An 18369-nucleotide genomic window follows, 5' to 3' on the forward strand; every position below is an offset into this window, starting at 1 on the left:
CGGGGGCGGCCCGCGCCGCACGGGCGCGGGCCGCCGGCGCTCACCGCGCGCTCCCGGCGGGCCCGGGGTCCTGCGGGTCGGTGACCCGGCCCAGGAACAGGGCCGCCGGGCCGCGGCGCAGGACGAACGCGAACGGCCGGTCCACGTGGAACTCCCGGGGCCGCTGCGGTACCGCCCCCGCCAGCAGCATCATCACGGCGGTCGCCGCCGCCCCCTCCGCACCGACCTCGTCGACGCTCAGCACCGCCCGGTGGATGATCGCGTCCACCCGCAGCGGCACGCCGGTGATCCCCGTCAATCCGTCGGTGGGGCCGCCCGCGGCGGCGGCGAACTCCGGCAGCAGCGGCAGCAGCTCGAACCCGCTCTCCACGCGAAAGCGTGGCAGTGCGACGTCCACCAGCTCCGTGCGCAGCGAGCCCAGCAGCGCCCGGTACCGCTCCTCGGTCGGCACCGGCGGCTCGGTCCCGCCCCCCGCGGACATGATGACGTCCAGGTGCAGGCCGTGGTGCCCGGCCAGGGTGAGCATGCGCAGCCCGTCCGCCTCGGCCACCGGGACCCGCCCGGTCCGGCGCATGGTGGGCACCGCGCGGTCGCCGCCGGGGGCGTGGAACACCCGGTCCCGGGTGAGCGCCGGGTCGAACGGCGAGGTCCACGCCAGCCGCACCCACAGGGCGTTGAGCAGGATCGACTCCGTGTCGGAGGTGACGGTGCCGGGTGAGAGCAGGTCGGGGATCATCCCCCGGGTGACCTCCGAGACGGAGGCGTTGACCTCCCGGCGCACCTTCTCCGGGTCGGCGGCGAAGTCAGCCGGGCGCACGGCGGAGGACGGGCGCCCGGCCAGCGCCTCGGCGAACCCGGGCAGGACCCCGCGGTCGGCGCGCACGTACAGGTCGTTGACCGACGCCAGCTCCAGCGGCGGGGCGTCCGCGCCGCCGGGCGGGCCGCCCCCGTCCGCGTCCGCGTCGGGCGCCACCGCCGCGTCCAGCGCGGACGTGTGCGGTTCCAGGGAGCCGCCGGTCGCCGCCAGCAGGCGGGTCAGCGCCGAGAGAACCTCTCCCGAGGCGCCGGGGGCGAGCAGGGACAGCGCCGTCGCCGCCGAGTGCGGCGACCACACGTGCGAGGTCTCCGGCTCGGCCAGGGACCCCTCCAGGGACAGGGCGAAGCGGGCGTGGTCGGGGTCGAGTGCCGGTGCCATGGCGGGCCTTCCGTAGGGAGGGGCGGGACGCGGGGGACGGTGTCAGGCGGCGGGGCCGGGGTCGACCGGGTCGGTCACCCGCCCCATGAAGAGGATCGAGGCGCCGCGGCGCAGGGCGAAGACGAAGGGCCGGTCCACGGTGAACTCCACCGCCCGGGAGGGCAGGCCCGCGCGCAGCATCAGCACGCCGGTGGCGGCGGCCCCCTCGGCGCCCTTCTCGTCCACGCGCAGCACCGCCTGGTGCAGGATCTCGCTCACCGCCAGCGGCTGCGGGCTGATGGCGTCGAACCGGGCCCCGGCGGTGACCATGTCCTTCAGGCCCAGCCGGGACAGCGGCCCCAGCAGGGACACGCTGGTGCGCACCGCGAACCGGGGCAGGGCCAGCCTCGTCATCGTCGCGGACCGCGCCCGGTACAGCGCGCCGACCAGTTCCGGGGACAGCGGCGGCGGGGTGGGGGCGGCGGTGTCCGGGAGCAGGACGTCCAGGTACAGGCCCTGCCCCCCGGCGAGGGTCACCAGGCCCCACCCGTGCGCGCGGGCCAGCGGCAGCCGCGCGGTGCGGTGCATGGTGGGCACCGGCCTGGGGCCGCCCGGCGCCCGGAACGGCAGCGGGCGGGTCTGGGAGGGCTTGAAGGGCTCCTGCCAGGCCATCCGGACCCACAGGGCGTTGACCAGCAGCAGGCGGACGTCGGGCGGCGGCAGCCCCGGGGGCAGCAGCTGGCCGATGAGCCCGCGGGTGGTCTCGGCGACCCGGCCGTTGATGTACCCGCGCACCCCCTCGGCGTCGCCGCGGAAGTCGACGTTGGCGATCTCCGAGCCGCCCCGGGAGCGCACGTGCTCCACGAACGTCCGGCGCAGCGGCAGGTCCGAGGGCACGTACAGGCCGTTGAGCACGGCCAGGTCCAGTCCGGGCTCGGGGGCGGCCGACAGGTCCAGGTCGAGTAACTGGCCGGCGAAGTCGCGGCCGATCAGGGAGACGATCTGGGCCAGCGTCCGGTGGGACGCCCCCGAGGCCAGCAGGGCCAGGACGGTGCCGACGGAGTGGGGGGACCACACGTGGGAGACCCCGGGGTGGATCAGCTCGCGGTCCAGCGCCGTGGTGAACTCCAGGTGGTCCCTCCGGGGGAGGGGGATGGTCGACATCGGGCTCCTCGGATCGGTGGTTCTCCGGGGCCAGAGTACGGAGTGGCGACGACGCGGGCCAGGGTCGCCCCGCCGGTCCCGGGGGTCCGCGGCACGCGATTCCCGCGGGGCGGGGCGTCGCGGTCCCGGACGCGCGGCGGGCGCCGCCCGGGTCCGCGGTGCCCCGGTGCCGCCGGTGAGAAGTCGGTGAGATCCCGCACGGACCATCCGCCGCGCACCCGGGCGAACCGCCCGATAGCGTCCCGGCCGCGGCCGGGAGGGCGGACCCCGGTCGCGTAGGGTGGGGCATCATGACCGTGCGCCCCCCGCCCGGGGGGCGGCACCGACGAACGCGGAGCGGACCGGGAGCAGATGACTGAGCAGCAGCGCGCCGAGGAGGGGCCCGGCCCGGAGCCCGGGGAGACCGGGCGCCCGGAGGTGACCGAGGAGACCGTCGAGGCGCTCGTCCGCTCCCAGCTCGCCAAGGCCCTGGGCGGGAAGCGGGGCATGGTCGAGGCGGCCGTCCCCACGCTGACCTTCACCGTCTCCTACATCATCGCCTCCGACCTGCGCCTGTCCATCGTCCTGGGCGTGGTCGCAGCCGTGCTGCTGGGCGTGCTCCGGCTGGTCCAGCGCTCCTCGGTGCAGTACGTCGTCACCAGCCTCTTCGGCATCGGCATCGCCGCGGTCTTCGCGATGCGCAGCGGCAACGCCGCCGACGCCTTCCTGCCCGGCATCATCTACAACGCCGTCTACGCGGTGGTGCTCGGCCTCTCGGTACTGGTGCGCTGGCCCGCGATCGGCCTGATGATCGGCCCGTTCATCGGGCACCGGGAGGACTTCACCTCCTGGCGGGAGAACCCCGCCGTGGTCTCGCTGGCCTCCAAGCTCACCTGGCTGCTGGTGCTGCCCTGCGTCATCCGCGTGGCCGTGCAGTACCCCCTGTGGGCCGCCGCCACCTACGGAGAGGCCGACACCTTCGCCGCGCTGGGCCTGTCCAAGGTCGCCATGGGCTGGCCGCTCCAGGTCGCCGCGTTCGCCGCGATGGTGTGGGTGCTGGCCCGCGGCCGCACCCCGCTCGCGGAGCGGCCGGCCGACCGGGACTGAGCCCGGTCCCCGGATCCGACGGGGGCGCGCCCGTCCGGGCGCGCCCCCCGCTCATGCCCCGGACCCCTCGCCGACCGGTCCCAGGACCTCCTCCAGCGGGCCCAGCGACTCCGGCTCCGCCAGGAACACCACGGTGTCGCCCACCGACAGCAGCCGGTCCGGCTCGGGCGGGCGCACCCCGCCCGGGCCCACCACCGCCACCAGGGCGGCCCCCTCCGGGAGCGCGGCGGACAGCTCGCTCTCGGGCCGCCCCGCGAACGCGCTGCCCGCGTGCAGGACCGACTCGGCGATCTCCGCGCCCGGCAGCGGCGGCAGGGCGTCCTCGTCGGGGGCCTCCTCCTCCGGGCCGTCCTCCACCAGGTCCGCGATCAGCCGCGGCGGGGAGACCGCCAGGTCCACCCCCCACGAGTCGTTGAACAGCCACTCGTTGGCGGGGTCGTTGATCCGGGCGATCACCCGGCCCACGGAGAACTCCGTCTTGGCCAGCAGGGACACGACCAGGTTCACCTTGTCGTCGCTGCTGGCCGCGACCACGACGTCGAAGTCGCCCAGCCGGGCGTCCTCCAGGGTGGACAGCTCGCAGGCGTCGGCCAGCAGCCACTCCACCTCCGGCAGGTCGTCCACCCCGATCGCCCGGGTGTCCCGGTCGATGAGCAGGACGTCGTGCCCGTTCCCGGCCAGCTCCGTGGCTATGGAGCGGCCCACGCTCCCGGCACCCGCGATGGCGACGCGCACCACTACACCCCCCCGTCCCCGTGCAGGCGACCGGACAGGCCGTCCAGGTCGCGGCTGTCGGCCACCGCGTGCAGCACGTCGCCCTCCTCCAGGACCACGTCCGCGCGGGCCAGGACGATCCGCCCGCCGCGGGTCAGGTACACCACCCGCAGGGGCGCGCCCTCCTCCACCCCGGCGACGGTCCGCCCCGACCACCCCGCGGGCAGCGGCAGCTCCGTCATCGCCAGCGTCCCCGAGGCGTCCTGCCACTCGGGGCCCGCGGTCGGGCGGTCGTCCCCCGGCACCAGCCGGCGCAGGATCGCGTCCGCGGTCCACCGCACCGTCGCCACCGTCGGGATGCCCAGCCGCTGGTACACCTCCGCGCGGCGCGGGTCGTAGATCCGCGCCACCACGTGCTCGACCCCGAACGTCTCCCGCGCCACCCGGGCCGCGATGATGTTGGAGTTGTCCCCGTTGCTCACCGCGGCGAACGCCCGCGCCCGGTCGATCCCGGCGGCCAGCAGCACCTCCCGGTCGTGGCCGATCCCGCGGACCGCGTGTTTGGCGGTGTCCCCCCGCAGCCTCCGGAACGCCTCGGGGTCCTGGTCGATCACCGCCACCGTGTGTCCCAGGTCCACCAGTGTGTGCGCCAGCGTGGACCCCACGCGGCCGCACCCCATGATCACGATGTGCACCTCGCCCGCACTCCCGTCGAAACAGCGCCTCCCGGGCGCGGGGCGTCACCCCGTGCCCTCTCAGTGACACCTTGGCACATCGCCCCCCGCTCCCGTGCGCGCGGGCCGACACCGGCAGGGCGGCCCGGGGCCGCACTCGCCGAGTGTGACCGGACCCGGGTCCGAAGGACGGTAGATTGGGACGGTCGGTGACCGTGCGTGCAGGTCACCCGCGGGACGTGCGCCGACGCGCACCCCGGGGCGCCCCGCAGCGCCCAGCCGAGGACCCCTCCCGCGACGGGCGACGCCCCGTGGACGCCGCCGCACCACATCCGCGATCCCCGGAGGAACTCCGCCATGACCCGTGCCGGTACCGAATTCGAGCTGACCGTCGACGACGTCGCCCACGGCGGGTGGTGCGTGGGGCGCCACAACGGGCAGGTGGTGTTCGTCCGCCACGCCCTGCCCGGCGAGCGGGTGCGGGTGCGGGTCACCGAGAGCACCAGCAACCTGCTGCGCGCCGACGCCGTCGAGGTCCTCACCGCCTCCCCCGACCGCGTCGAGGCCCCGTGCCGCTTCGCGGGGCCGGGCGCCTGCGGCGGCTGCGACTGGCAGCACGCGGCCCCCGAGGCCCAGCGGCGGCTCAAGGCGAAGGTGGTCGCCGACCAGCTGCGCCGGATCGCCGGGATCGAGCGCGAGGTCGTCGTCGAGGAGCTGCCCGGGACCCCCGGCGGCCTCGGCTGGCGCACCCGGGTGCGCTTCGCGGTGGACGCGGACGGCACGCCGGGCCTGCGCCGCCACCGCTCCCACGACATCGAGCCGGTGGACCGCTGCCTCATCGCCCACCCGGGCGTCACCGAGCTGGGCGTCACCGAGCTCCCCTGGCCGGGGGTGCGCGAGGTCGAGGCGGTGGCCGCCGCCGAGCGCGCCGACCGGGCCGTCGTGGTCACCCCCACCGGGGCCAAGCTGGGCACCCTGCCCGAGCTGAAGGCCTCCAGCGCCGTGCTGCGCCGCTTCAAGGGCGGCCGCGTCCAGCAGGTGCGGGGCCGGCGCGGGGTGCGCGAGATCGTCGGCGAGCGCGAGTTCCGGGTGGGCGCGGGCGGGTTCTGGCAGGTCCACCCGGCCGCCGCCCGGGTCTTCACCGAGGCGATCCTGGCGTCGCTGGCCCCCAAGCCGGGGGAGACCGCCCTGGACCTGTACTGCGGGTCGGGGCTGTTCACCGCGGCCCTGGCCGAGGCGGTCGGCCCCGAGGGGCGCGCGATGGGGGTGGAGAGCGGCAACGACGCCGTCCGGGACGCCCGCTACAACCTGCGCGACCTGGAGCACGTGCGGATCGAGCGGCACGACGTGGCCGCCCAGATGCGCGAGTGGGCCGACGTGCGCGCCGACGTGGTCGCCCTGGACCCGCCGCGCGCCGGTGCCGGCGCCGAGGTGGTCCGCTCGATCGCCGGAACCCGGCCGCGGGCCGTGGCCTACCTGTCGTGCGACCCGGCCACCCTGGCCCGCGACCTCGCAGAGTTCGACCGCGTCGGGTACCGGCTGGTGGACTTCCGGGCGTTCGACGCCTTCCCGATGACCCACCACGTGGAGATGCTGGCGACGCTGGAGCCGGTCAACCCGGCCCGCCGCCACCGCGAGGCGCGCGACTAGCCGTACTGACGATGGAGGTCGGTAACGCCCACCCCGCCTGACACAGGCGAAGAGGGCCTCCGGTTACCGGTGTGGATCGCGACATCCACCACCGGACCGGCAGGCCCTCGATGCTCCACAGCACCCACGCCGAGGCCCGCCTCTCACCCGCGGGCCGCCGAACGCTTCCGGGCCGGCCCCACCACCGCCCGACGCCGGGCCGACCGCTACCGCGCCCCGGACGAGGCCGGGACGCGTTCCGGGCGGGCCCGGGGACGGGGCGGGACCGGCGCGGTCCCGCCCCGCCGGTGTCACAGGCCGGCGCACCGCCCCGCGGCCGCCGGCAGGGAGAGGGCGGTCAGGACCGCCGTGGTACTGCGCAGGGGGAAGGGCCCTTCCGGGTCGGGGGACCGGGGTGCCCGGAAGCGTACCGACGTCCGTACCGGGCGAACCAGGGGTCGGACCATAGGTGCCCCCGATAACGCCCGGCGCGCGGGGCGGGCGGCGGGTAGTCTCGGCGGCGAGAGGGAGGACCACCATGACCGGACAGGGCAGGGTCCCCGGACCCGACCACCCCATCACCATCGAACCCACCGGCGCGCGCGTGGTCGCGCGGGTCGGCGGACGCGTCGTCGCCGACACCGGCGCCGCGCTCACCCTGCGGGAGGCGTCCTACCCGCCGGTGCAGTACGTCCCGCTGTCCGACGTGGACCCGGCTCTGCTGAGCCCCACGCCGACCACCACGTACTGCCCGTACAAGGGCACCGCCACCTACCGCACGCTCACCGTCGACGGCGCCGAGCTGGTCGACGCCCTGTGGGTCTACGAGGACCCCTACCCGGCGGTCGCGCGGATCGCGGGCCACGCGGCCTTCTATCCCGACAAGGTCGAGGTCGCCGTCGAGCCCTCCTGACCCGCCGGGGCGGCGGGGCGCTGCCGACGCGCCGCACGGCGGGGTGCCGGGCACCCCGCCGTACGTGCGCCCGCCGGGTCAGCGGCTGCGGGGGGAGGGGGCGCGCAGCACCGCCAGGCCCAGGACCAGCACCGCCAGGCCCGTCCAGGAGGCCGGGCCCAGGCGCTCGTGCAGGACCAGCACGCCCAGCAGGGCGGCGACCGCCGGCTCGGCCAGGGTGAGGGTTGTGGCCGCGACGGCCGGGGTGTGCCGCAGGCCCTGCCCGAACAGGCGGTAGGCGAGGAAGACGGTGAACACCGCCAGGTACAGGGCCACCGCGGCCCCGCCCGGGGTGGCCAGCCAGCCCGCGCCCAGCGCGGCGACCACCGGCAGCGCGAGCAGCCCGCCGCCCAGGAACAGGGCGCCCATCACCGCGGACGACGGGTGGCCGCGCCGGATGAGGCGCTCGGCGACCAGCGCGTAGGCGGAGTAGGAGAACCCCGCGGCGAGCGCGGCCAGCACCCCCAGCGGGCGCACCGGGTCGGTGCCCCCGTCCTCCGAGCCCAGGACCAGCACCGCGCAGCCGGTGACGGCGGCGGCGGTGGCGAGGGCCCAGCGCGGGTCGGGCCGCCTCCGGTCCGTCCACCAGGCCAGCAGCCCGGAGAACACCGGTGCGGAGCCCAGGGTGATCACGGTGGCCACGGCCACCCCGGCCTCGGCGACGGCCGGGTAGAAGGCCAGCGGGTACCCGGCCACCGCCACGGCGCCCAGGGCGAGGGTCCGGCGGGTGGCGCGGTCGCCGCGGGCGATGAGCGCGCGGGCCCCGCGGCCGGTCAGGAACAGCAGGAACCCGCCCAGGACGAGCCCGGCGGCGCCCACCGCGGCGGCGGGCGCGTGGGAGGCGCCCAGGGTGGCGGCGGTCCCGGTGGTGCCCCACAGGACGGCCGCGGCCAGGATCGGCAGCGGGCCTCGGAGCAGGGCGAGGGCGGGCGCGGCGGGGGAAAGGTCGTGCGACACGGTCGTGTTCTCTCCGTCATCGTGCGTCGGGGACGTCCGGTGCGGGCGCACGACGGCGGCCGACCGCCCGCTCGCGCGGCGGTCGGGGCTCGCCCGGCTCGGGAGTGCGGTGCGCCCGGTCAGGCGCGCGGAGGCGGCAGCACGACGTGCCAGTGCGTGTTCTTCACACGGCGCAGCCTAGTGCAGCAGGGCCGGAGGGCCTCTTCCGGGGCGGGGGCACGCGGGCTAGTCTCGCGGGATGACCACAGCCTGGAACCCCGACGCCGCGGGCGTCCTGCGCCTGCCCTCGGGCCGCCTGGTCCGGGGCCGCCCGCTCGCCCGGCCCGTCCCGGAGGGACCCGGGCCGGACCTGGGCGTGTACCTGCTGGGCAGGACCCCGCCACCGGTCCCCTGGGAGTCCCGCTGGGTGCGCTGGTCCGACTTCCGGCTGCCGGCCGACCCCGCGGCCATGGCCCGGGAACTGGCCGGGGCGCTGGAGCGCGCGGGGCAGGAGCGGGTGGAGTTCGCCTGCCTGGGCGGCCGGGGCCGCACCGGGACCGCGCTGTCCTGCCTCGCCGTCCTGGACGGGGTGCCCGCCGCCGAGGCCGTCGCCTACGTGCGCGAGCACTACTCCCCGCACGCCGTCGAGACCCGGCGCCAGGAGCGCTTCGTCGCGGACTTCGCCCCGTAGGGCGGGCGGTCCCCGGCCGGTGCCGGAGCGCCGGGCCGGCCGGTCAGGCCGGGCCGTCGGGGCCGTTTCCACCGCCGCCGCGGGAGCGGTGCCGGGCCAGGTGGAGGGCGACCGCGCCGCCGCCGACCGCCACCAGGCCCGCGGTGACCAGCCCGGCCAGCGCCGCGCCGGTCACGGGCAGCCCGCCCGTGCCCCCGTCCCCGCCGTCGTCGGCGGCCGGGGCGGCGGTCGGCGAGGGCTCCTCCGACCGCGCGGGCGGTTCGGTCCCCGGCCGCGGCGACTCCTCCCCGGGCGCCGGCGTCCCGGCTCCGGGGGATTCCTCCCGCGTCGGGCTCGGGCCGTCCGTCGGCCCGCCCCGCTCCCCGGGTTCCGCGGTGGCCGGGGCGTTCCCGCCGCCGTCGGAGGGGCACTCCACCGACACCGCCGCCACCGTCAGGTCGAACAGCTCGGCGCCGTCGGCGGTCGCGGTGACGGAGGTGTACATCCGCCCCTGCCCGGTGTCGTCCTCCCCGGGGGCGTGATCGGTCACCTCGACCTCGGCGGTGCGCCCGTCGGGCAGCCCGACCTCGGTCTCGGCCGTGCCGCCGGACGGGGTCAGCGGGGTCCCGAACACGGTGACGACCCGTTCCTCGTCCGGCCCGGCCTCCCAGTCGAGGTTCCCGGAGAAGTCGCAGGTGAGGGAGTTGCGCAGCGGTCCGATCTCCACGGCGGGAGTGTCGGTCCCGGGCAGTTCCAGGGTGAGGCCGCCCAGCTCGGCGACGGCCTCGGCCCGCCCGCCGTCCCGGGCGGTGGTGTTGACCGTCGCCTCGGTCGGGCCCACCGCGGAGACGGGTTCGAGCAGCCCGCCCGGGTCGCTGGCGGTGTCGGCCCGGAGCCGTTCGCCGCCCACCTCGGAGCTGACGTAGACGGTGCCCCACAGCCCCTCGGTCCCCCCTGCGTCGGGGGCCACGGCCAGGCCGACCAGGGTGGCGCCGGCGGTCGCCGGGAACACCGGCGCGGCGAGGGCGGGTACGGTCGGCGCGGGCCCGGCGGCCAGCCCCAGGGCGGCCGCGCAGGCGGCGGTACGGCGAAGACTCAACGGATGCCCACCTCGCGAGAGACCCGGCGCGCGGCCGGGGAAGCACGGATGACCGCGAGTCTAGATTTCGCCCGGCAAAGCCAGGGGAAAGCGCGCCCCGGCCCGGGGGGCGGCGTCCCCCGGGCGCGGGCGTCAGGGGGACACCGGGCACAGCGGCAGGGAGGGGTTCCAGGTCTCGTACATGCCCGCGTTCATGTCGGAGAACACCGAGTCCCACTCGGGGGCGCCGGCGATCCGCGTCTGGTCCGCGGGCACCCGCACGTCCAGCAGCGCGGCCAGCTCCAGGGTGTCCATCCGGCCGGACGAGATCTCCTCCCAGTGCTCCTCCAGGACCGCGCGCACCCGGTCCGGGGGCACGGCGACGATCTCCCGGCCCAGGGCCAGGTCGGCGGGGGAGGGAGCCATGTCCGTCATGGCGGTCGCCACGGCGTCGGTCCGCATGAAGCGGTCGTGGGGGATGTGGGAGGACACGACGCGGTCCACCACCCACACGACCGCGGCGGACCGCGCCTGGCCGGTGCCGCGGCAGTCGTCCATCCCGTGGGGCGAGGGCGCCCCGGCGGACATCCCCAGCGTCTTGCGGGCGAACGTCGCGTAGAGGTAGGACTGCCAGGGCTGCAGCGACGGGTCCATGTAGTCGCTGACGACGACGGCGGGTCCGGACACCTCGAAGGCGCGGGAGAACCAGGACGCGTCCTGCCACACCACCGGAGCGTTCGCCCGCGCCCGCCCGGGCAGCTCCTCCAGGACCGGGGACAGGGTGGCGTGCCAGGAGGGCACCCACGAGTCGTAGCCGGGCAGCGGACAGTAGTCCACCCCCTCGATCTCCCGGCAGGGCCAGGGGCCGTCCACCCCGTGGATCTCGTCGTCGCCGTACGTCCTGGGCCGGCCCGCCGCGTCGGGCCACACGGTCCTGTTGCCGTGGACGGCGACCCCCACCGCCCCCGAGGCCAGTACGGCCGCGGTGACCGCCGAGGCGATCAGGACACGTCGCACGCGGTGCCGCGCGCCCACGACGAGCGCCACGAGCGCGGCCAGCGCCAGCGAGGTGTACACCAGCGAGTACACGCCCACCCCGGCCAGCGACACCGAGAAGTCGGGGAAGGGGCTGACCGCCTGCTGGAGAGCCGTGCTCGCCCGCGACACGGCGCTGTTGAGCCGCTCCGACAACAGGATGCCGTTGTAGACCAGGTACAGGGGCAGGCAGAGCGCGAGCATGACCAGCGGCAGGTACGACCGGGTCCACAGGACCAGGAGCATCGCCCCGAACGGCCCGGCCGCCGCCACCAGGAAGGGCACCGGGAGCGCGTACGGGTTGACGATACCGGCGGGCGGCAGCGGTCCGGCGGTCAGCCACAGCCACGCCGCCAGCCCGCCCAGGACCGCCCAGAGCAGCGGCACCGCGGCCAGGGCCAGGGCCAGGACCCTGCCGGTCCGGCCCAGCGGGGTCGTGGAGACCACCGGGTGGCGGGCCTCGCGCACGGCGGAGGGGGTGACGGCCCCGAACCCGATCGCGGCGATGAGCAGGCCCGCCGAGGTCAGGTCGGCGTACCAGGTGTCCACCGACTGCCCGGGGAAGGGCCCCGCCCACCCGAAGTACGCCATGAACAGCGCCGTGCCGGGCAGCAGGAACGGCCCGCGCAGCAACCGGAGCATGTTGAACAGGGTCAGCCGGGCGAAGGTGGCGGTGCGTCTCACCGCGCCGCCTCCGACTCCCCGGACAGGCCGACGAGCAGCAGGTAGGCGTCCTCCAGGGTGGGCTCCACCGGGACGAACCCCGCTCCGGGGGCCGACGCCGCCTCCGGGGTCAGGACCCGGTGGCGCCCGTCGGGCAGCCGCCAGGAGGTCAGGCCGGTGCCCGGGTCGCCCGGGCCCTCCCACACCCGCCCGCGGGCGCGCGCCAGCAGGGCGCCGGGCGGGCCGTCGAACACGACCCGGCCCCGGTCCAGGCAGACGATCTGCCCGCACAGCGCGGCCACGTCCTCGATCTGGTGGGTGGACAGCACCACGGTGCTCTCCACGGCCAGCCGGGAGACCAGGTTGCGGAACCGGATGCGCTGCTCGGGGTCCAGCCCCACCGTCGGCTCGTCCAGCAGCAGCAGCGCCGGGTCGCCCATGAGCGCCGAGGCCAGCGCTAGGCGCTGGCGCATGCCGCCCGACAGGCGGCGCACCCGGCTGTGCCTGCGGTCGTAGAGCCCGACCTGGAGCAGCACGCGGCGCACCTCGTCGTGCCGGGCCCGGCGCCCGCCCAGCTCCTTGAGCACGGCCATGTAGTCGAGCAGGGCGAACGCCGTGAAGTACGGGTAGAAGTCGGGGTTCTGCGGCAGGTAGCCCAGCCGCCGCCGGATGTCGGTGCGCTCGGCCGCCCGGGAGGGGTCCAGCCCGAGCAGGCGCACCTCGCCGCCGGTGGCGTCCAGGTCGGTGGCCAGGCAGCGCATCAGGGTGGTCTTCCCGGCGCCGTTGCGGCCCAGCAGGCCGGTCACCCCCGGGCCCAGGTCCAGGTCCACCCCGTCCAGGGCGGTCCGGGTGCCGTACCTGCGGGTGACGCCGCGCAGGCGCACGCGGCCGGTGAGGACGGCGGTCATGCCGTCCTCGCCCGGAGCAGCAGCAGTCCGAGCAGGGCGGACAGGAGCACGCCCCACCACAGCTGGGCCGCGGGGGCGAACACCCCGACGGGGACGGTCTGCCCGGACAGGGACACCAGTCCCAGCACCGCGAGCCACAGGGCGCCCACGATCCCCGAGGCCGCGCTGAGGTGGATCCAGCGGCCCAGCAGGAGCGAGCCCGCGACCAGGGCCAGGGAGGGCAGCAGCCAGAACACGGCGTCCCAGGCGCTGGTGGTGTACGGCAGCAGCAGCGCCGCCCCGGTGCACAGCAGCAGCGCGGGGACCAGGACCGAGCACGTGCGCAGGAAGAGCAGCCGCTGCCCGGCCATGGGCGTCACCGAGGCCAGGGTGTGCGCGGGGTCGACCCCGCGCCCGTAGGCCAGGGCCACGCCGACGAGCGGCACCACCGGGGCCAGGAAGACGAACATCAGGGAGCCGCGCGGCATCACGTGCGCGGCGACCAGGGCGGCGGCCAGGACCACCACGGTGGAGCCGAGCCAGGCCTGGTAGAGGCGGGGGGTGGCGGCGAGGAGCTTGGCGGTCTCCGCGCGCAGGCCCGCGAGGGACAGCAGGGTCTCGACCGGGCCGCGCCGGGGGCGGTCGACGACGTCGCGCAGCGACGCCCACCCGTCGGCCAGCCACTGCTCGTCGGCGGGCATCAGGGTCCGGCAGGGCGCGCAGTGCATCAGGTGGGCCTCCACCGACATCGCGGTGATCTCGTCGCTTCTCCGGGCCGCGTAGTCGTGGGCCTGGGCCGGGGTCAGGTGCCAACCGCTCATGACGTCAATGCCTCCCTCAAACGTGCCTTGGCGCGCATCACCCGTGTCTTCACGGTGCCTTCGGGGATCTGGAGGATCCGTGCGGCCTCCCGCACGGTGAGGCCGTCCAGCACGGTGGCCTGTATGGCGGCCCGCAGCTCCGGGGACAGGGAGTGCAGGGCGGTGCCCAGGGGGCCGTGCTCGATGTTGAGCAGCACGGTTTCCTCGGCGGACGCGTCGCCGATGGTCTCGTAGGGCTCGGCCTCGATGTCGGATATCCACCGGTTGGCCCGCCTGCGCAGCTGGGAGATGAGCTGGCGGATGGCGATGGTCCACAGCCAGGCCCCGGCGTCGGTGTCGCCGGGGCGGGGGGTGAAGGAACCGGCGTTCTTCCACACGGCCAGGAAGGTCTCCTGGAGGGCGGCGTCGACCTGGTCGGGGTCGGAGCAGCGGTAGTTCAGGCGTGCCCGCAGCCAGGGGGCGTGCCTGCGGTGGAGGATCTCCAGCGCCTCGGCCTCGCCCGCCGCGATGGCGGTGAGCAGCGCCGGGTCGGCGCTGTCGGGGCCGTAGGAGGGTGCGCGCCGGTGCGCGCGTCGGAACAGCTTCACGGTCGTGTTATCGCTCGGGGTCCGGAGGTCGGTTCACGGGGGCGGGCTTTTCGACGCTACCCGCGCGCCGGGAGGGGATCGCCCCCGCGGGTGGGAGAAAATGGGGTTTATGCGCCTGAGGATCTTCCTTGAGCCCCAGCAGGGGGCCACCTACGAGGACCAGCTCGCCGTGGCCAAGGCCACGGAGGAGCTGGGGTTCGACGCACTTTTCCGCTCGGACCACTATTTGCACATGGGAGACGGTGTCAGCGGCCTGCCCGGGCCGACGGACGCCTGGATAACACTGGCCGGCCTGGCCCGGGAGACCTCGCGGATCCGGCTCGGCACGCTGATGACGGCCGCGACGTTCCGCTACCCGGGGCCGCTGGCGATCGCGGTCGCGCAGGTGGACCGCATGAGCGGCGGACGCGTGGAGTTCGGGTTCGGCGCGGGCTGGTTCGAGGAGGAGCACGCCGTCTACGGGATCCCCTTCCCGACGACGGCCCGCGAGCGGTTCGACCGCTACGAGGAGCAGCTCGACATCATCACCGGCCTGTGGTCCACCCCCGTCGGCGGCACGTTCCGCTACGAGGGCAAGTACTACCGGCTGGCGGAGGGCCCCGCGCTGCCCGAGCCGGAGCAGGGGCCGCGGCCCCCGGTGCTGATCGGCGGCACCGGACCGCGCCGCACGCCGCGTCTGGCCGCGACGTTCGCCGACGAGTACAACGTGCCGTTCTCCTCGGCGGCCGACACCGGCGCGGCCTTCGACCGGACGCGCGAGGCCGCGGCCTCGGTGGGGCGCACCGACCCCATCGTGTACTCGGCGGCGCAGGTGCTGTGCGTGGGCCGCGACGAGGCCGAGATCGCCCGGCGGGCCGCCCGTATCGGCCGCGAGGTGGACGAGCTGCGGCTGAACGGCCTGGCCGGGACGCCCGCCGAGGTGGTCGACAAGATCGGCCGGTTCGCGGAGCTGGGCGCCGAGCGCATGTACCTCCAGCTGCTCGACATGGCGGACCTGGAGCAGCTGGCGCTGGTGGCCTCCGAGGTCGTCCCGCAGCTGGACTAGGCTTCCGCGGCCCGTCCGCGTCCCGGCGGGGGCACGGCCGGGGACCGGGGAGGACGCGGCGGCGGGGGCGCCCGCGGGGCCCCGCCGGGGCCGCGATAACTTGATATCGAGATACAAGTGGGATAACTTGATATCAAGATAAAAGAGGGTTCCCCCCGACCCGGGCCGGGCCCGGGCGTGTGACGTCGACCTCTCGGCGTCTCCCGGCCCCGAGCATCACGGGCGTCCGCGCACAGCGGGCCGCCCGGCCTGTGGCGAGTGGTGTCGTCGCAGGCCATGGCCGCTTCCGGGAGGTCGGATACGGTCGGAGGACACCCCCGCGGCCCTCCGGCCACCCGGCGACCGGTTAGGGCGGCCTCAGTGGGTCCCGCATCCGCCCGATGGGGCAGGATGCCAGGGACAAAGTGGCGAGATCAGGAGGCAGACACCGTGTCCGCGAACAGCTTCGGCGCCCGTGACACGTTGCGCGTTGGCGACGAGTCGTACGAGATCTTCCGGTTGGACTCCGTGGAGGGCTCCAACCGGCTTCCCTACAGCCTGAAGGTCCTCCTGGAGAACCTTCTGCGCACCGAGGACGGTGCGAACGTCACCGCCGACCACATCCGCGCCCTGGCCGGCTGGGACGCCAAGGCCCAGCCCAGCCAGGAGATCCAGTTCACCCCGGCCCGGGTGATCATGCAGGACTTCACCGGCGTCCCCTGCGTCGTCGACCTCGCCACCATGCGCGAGGCCGTCCGCGACATGGGCGGCGACCCGGACAGGATCAACCCGCTCGCCCCCGCCGAGCTGGTGATCGACCACTCCGTCATCGTCGACCTCTTCGGCAGCCCCGACGCCTTCGAGCGCAACGTCGAGATCGAGTACGAGCGCAACCAGGAGCGCTACAAGTTCCTGCGCTGGGGCCAGACCGCGTTCGACGAGTTCAAGGTCGTCCCGCCCGGCACCGGCATCGTGCACCAGGCCAACATCGAGCACCTGGCCCGCGTCACCATGAGCCGCAACGGCCAGGCCTACCCCGACACCTGCGTCGGCACCGACTCGCACACCACCATGCAGAACGGCCTGGGCATCCTGGGCTGGGGCGTCGGCGGCATCGAGGCGGAGGCCGCCATGCTCGGCCAGCCGATCTCCATGCTCATCCCGCGCGTGGTCGGCTTCAAGCTCACCGGCCAGCTCAAGCCCGGCACCACCGCCACCGACCTGGTGCTCACCATCACCGAGCAGCTGCGCCGGCACGGCGTGGTCGGCAAGTTCGTCGAGTTCTACGGCGAGGGCGTCACCTCCGTGCCGCTGGCCAACCGCGCCACCATCGGCAACATGAGCCCGGAGTTCGGCTCCACCGCCGCGATCTTCCCGATCGACGACGAGACCATCCGCTACATGCGCCTGACCGGCCGCTCCGAGCAGCAGGTCGCCCTGACCGAGGCCTACGCCAAGGCCAACGGCTTCTGGCACGACCCGTCCGACGAGCCCGAGTTCTCCGAGTACCTGGAGCTCGACCTGGGCGACGTCGTCCCGTCGATCGCCGGCCCCAAGCGCCCGCAGGACCGCATCGTCCTGGCCGAGGCCAAGCAGACCTGGCGCCACGACGTGCGCGACTACGTCTCCGACGACGTCGACGAGGCCGGCGAGGAGTCCTTCCCGGCCTCCGACGCCCCGGCGCAGGCCGCCAACGGCGCGCGCCCGCACAAGCCCGTCAAGGTCACCATGGCCGACGGCACCGAGACCGAGATCGACCACGGCGCCGTGGTGATCGCCGCGATCACCTCCTGCACCAACACCTCCAACCCCTCGGTCATGCTGGGCGCCGCCCTGCTGGCCAAGAAGGCGGTGGAGAAGGGCCTGTCCCGCAAGCCGTGGGTCAAGACCTCGATGGCCCCGGGCTCCAAGGTCGTCACCGACTACTACGAGCGCTCCGGCCTGACCCCGTACCTGGACAAGCTGGGCTTCAACCTGGTCGGCTACGGCTGCACCACCTGCATCGGCAACTCCGGCCCGCTGCCGGAGGAGGTCTCCAAGGCCGTCCAGGACAACGACCTGGCCGTCACCGCGGTGCTGTCCGGCAACCGCAACTTCGAGGGCCGGATCAACCCGGACGTCAAGATGAACTACCTGGCCTCGCCGCCGCTGGTGGTCGCCTACGCCCTGGCCGGGTCCCTCGACGTGGACATCACCACCGAGCCCCTGGGCACCGGCGACGACGGACGGCCGGTCTACCTGGCCGACATCTGGCCGACCGCCGAGGAGATCCAGGAGGTCATGGACTCCGCGATCGCCGCCGACATGTACGAGTCGGCCTACGCGGACGTCTTCGCCGGCGACGAGCGCTGGCGCTCGCTGCCGACCCCGACCGGCAACACCTTCGAGTGGGAGGCCGAGTCGACCTACGTCCGCAAGCCCCCGTACTTCGAGGGCATGGCGGAGAACCCGGCCCCGGTCACCGACATCGTCGGCGCCCGCGTCCTGGCCAAGCTGGGCGACTCGGTCACCACCGACCACATCTCCCCGGCCGGCGCGATCAAGCCGGGCACCCCGGCCGCCGAGTACCTCAAGGCCCACGGCGTGGAGCGCCGCGACTTCAACTCCTACGGTTCCCGCCGCGGCAACCACGAGGTGATGATCCGCGGGACGTTCGCCAACATCCGCCTGCGCAACCAGATCGCGCCGGGCACCGAGGGCGGCTACACCCGCGACTTCACCCAGGCCGACGGCCCGGTGTCGTTCATCTACGACGCCGCGCAGAACTACGCGGCGCAGGGCACCCCGCTGGTGGTCCTGGGCGGCAAGGAGTACGGCTCCGGCTCGTCCCGCGACTGGGCGGCCAAGGGCACCAGCCTGCTGGGCGTGCGCGCGGTCATCACCGAGTCCTACGAGCGCATCCACCGCTCCAACCTCATCGGCATGGGCGTGCTGCCCCTGCAGTTCCCCGAGGGGCAGAGCGCGGACTCCCTCGGCCTGACCGGCGAGGAGGCCTTCTCCATCACCGGCGTGACCGGGCTGAACGAGGGCCGCGTCCCCGCCACGGTGAAGGTGACCACCGACTCCGGCGTCGAGTTCGACGCCGTGGTGCGCATCGACACCCCCGGTGAGGCCGACTACTACCGCAACGGCGGCATCCTGCAGTACGTGCTGCGCCAGCTGATCGCCGGCTAGCCGAACGGACCCCGCCGCCGCGCCCGACCGGCGCGGCGCGCGGTTCGCGGGCCGCCACCGTCCGACCGACGGCGGCGGCCCCCCTTTTTTCCCGCCCGCGA

General features: G+C 75.2%; 16 protein-coding genes. 6 read left to right on the top strand and 10 right to left on the bottom strand.

Annotated elements, in window-relative coordinates:
- Positions 1-40: 40 nt before the first annotated feature.
- Together BUE45_RS20315 and BUE45_RS20320 are read right to left on the bottom strand one after the other, a co-directional pair.
- On the bottom strand, positions 41-1195 hold the full coding sequence (locus BUE45_RS20315; protein ID WP_073380962.1) for a serpin family protein: 1155 nt from the start codon (positions 1193-1195) through the stop codon (positions 41-43).
- A 42-nt stretch (positions 1196-1237) separates the two neighbouring features.
- Complete coding sequence (locus BUE45_RS20320; protein WP_073380963.1) at positions 1238-2338, bottom strand: serpin family protein; 1101 nt, start codon at positions 2336-2338, stop codon at positions 1238-1240.
- A 351-nt stretch (positions 2339-2689) separates the two neighbouring features.
- Here BUE45_RS20320 and BUE45_RS20325 point away from each other — a divergent pair, with 351 nt between their 5' ends.
- The gene (locus BUE45_RS20325) at positions 2690-3424 is read left to right on the top strand and encodes a DUF3159 domain-containing protein (protein ID WP_073380964.1); all 735 of its coding nucleotides are present in this window, start codon (positions 2690-2692) and stop codon (positions 3422-3424) included.
- Between the two features lie 51 nt (positions 3425-3475).
- Here BUE45_RS20325 and BUE45_RS20330 read toward each other — a convergent pair whose 3' ends face one another.
- Both BUE45_RS20330 and BUE45_RS20335 read right to left on the bottom strand, forming a co-directional pair.
- Positions 3476-4159 carry a potassium channel family protein gene (locus BUE45_RS20330; RefSeq protein ID WP_073381075.1) on the bottom strand — a complete coding sequence of 228 codons (684 nt, stop codon included), beginning with the start codon at positions 4157-4159 and terminating at the stop codon, positions 3476-3478.
- A gap of 2 nt (positions 4160-4161) precedes the next feature.
- Positions 4162-4833 carry a potassium channel family protein gene (locus BUE45_RS20335; protein ID WP_073380965.1) on the bottom strand — a complete coding sequence of 224 codons (672 nt, stop codon included), beginning with the start codon at positions 4831-4833 and terminating at the stop codon, positions 4162-4164.
- 336 nt (positions 4834-5169) lie between these two features.
- On the opposite strand from BUE45_RS20335, the gene BUE45_RS20340 reads away from it, so the two are divergent.
- Positions 5170-6462 carry a class I SAM-dependent RNA methyltransferase gene (locus tag BUE45_RS20340; protein WP_073380966.1) on the top strand — a complete coding sequence of 431 codons (1293 nt, stop codon included), beginning with the start codon at positions 5170-5172 and terminating at the stop codon, positions 6460-6462.
- Positions 6463-6979: 517 nt separating this feature from the next.
- Positions 6980-7354, top strand: a complete 375-nt coding sequence (locus tag BUE45_RS20345; protein WP_073380967.1) for a DUF427 domain-containing protein — start codon at positions 6980-6982, stop codon at positions 7352-7354.
- A gap of 78 nt (positions 7355-7432) precedes the next feature.
- Here BUE45_RS20345 and BUE45_RS20350 read toward each other — a convergent pair whose 3' ends face one another.
- Positions 7433-8350: a DMT family transporter gene (locus BUE45_RS20350; RefSeq protein ID WP_073380968.1), complete on the bottom strand. Its 918-nt coding sequence runs from the start codon at positions 8348-8350 to the stop codon at positions 7433-7435.
- A gap of 238 nt (positions 8351-8588) precedes the next feature.
- Between BUE45_RS20350 and BUE45_RS20355 the strand changes: the two genes are divergently transcribed.
- Complete coding sequence (locus BUE45_RS20355; protein WP_073380969.1) at positions 8589-9020, top strand: protein-tyrosine phosphatase family protein; 432 nt, start codon at positions 8589-8591, stop codon at positions 9018-9020.
- A gap of 43 nt (positions 9021-9063) precedes the next feature.
- On the opposite strand, the gene BUE45_RS31390 is transcribed toward BUE45_RS20355, so the two are convergent.
- From BUE45_RS31390 to BUE45_RS20380, 5 genes are all read right to left on the bottom strand, one after another.
- Positions 9064-10098, bottom strand: coding sequence for a hypothetical protein (locus BUE45_RS31390; protein ID WP_084737551.1), 1035 nt, complete (start codon positions 10096-10098; stop codon positions 9064-9066).
- A 132-nt stretch (positions 10099-10230) separates the two neighbouring features.
- On the bottom strand, positions 10231-11796 hold the full coding sequence (locus BUE45_RS20365; protein WP_073380970.1) for a hypothetical protein: 1566 nt from the start codon (positions 11794-11796) through the stop codon (positions 10231-10233).
- Positions 11793-12683, bottom strand: coding sequence for an ATP-binding cassette domain-containing protein (locus tag BUE45_RS20370; RefSeq protein WP_073380971.1), 891 nt, complete (start codon positions 12681-12683; stop codon positions 11793-11795). The genes BUE45_RS20365 and BUE45_RS20370 overlap by 4 nt, the downstream gene beginning before the upstream one ends.
- The gene (locus BUE45_RS20375; protein WP_073380972.1) at positions 12680-13483 is read right to left on the bottom strand and encodes a zf-HC2 domain-containing protein; all 804 of its coding nucleotides are present in this window, start codon (positions 13481-13483) and stop codon (positions 12680-12682) included. Before BUE45_RS20375 ends, BUE45_RS20370 begins: the two co-directional genes overlap by 4 nt.
- Positions 13480-14070, bottom strand: coding sequence for an RNA polymerase sigma factor (locus BUE45_RS20380; protein ID WP_073380973.1), 591 nt, complete (start codon positions 14068-14070; stop codon positions 13480-13482). Before BUE45_RS20380 ends, BUE45_RS20375 begins: the two co-directional genes overlap by 4 nt.
- Before the next feature lie 109 nt (positions 14071-14179).
- Here BUE45_RS20380 and BUE45_RS20385 point away from each other — a divergent pair, with 109 nt between their 5' ends.
- Entirely contained in the window at positions 14180-15115 is a 936-nt protein-coding gene (locus BUE45_RS20385) for an LLM class F420-dependent oxidoreductase (RefSeq protein WP_073380974.1), read from the top strand.
- A 429-nt stretch (positions 15116-15544) separates the two neighbouring features.
- Complete coding sequence (gene acnA, locus BUE45_RS20390; protein WP_073380975.1) at positions 15545-18268, top strand: aconitate hydratase AcnA; 2724 nt, start codon at positions 15545-15547, stop codon at positions 18266-18268.
- Positions 18269-18369: the final 101 nt, after the last annotated feature.

The organism is Nocardiopsis flavescens, assembly GCF_900141985.1.
GTDB lineage: Bacteria > Actinomycetota > Actinomycetes > Streptosporangiales > Streptosporangiaceae > Nocardiopsis > Nocardiopsis flavescens.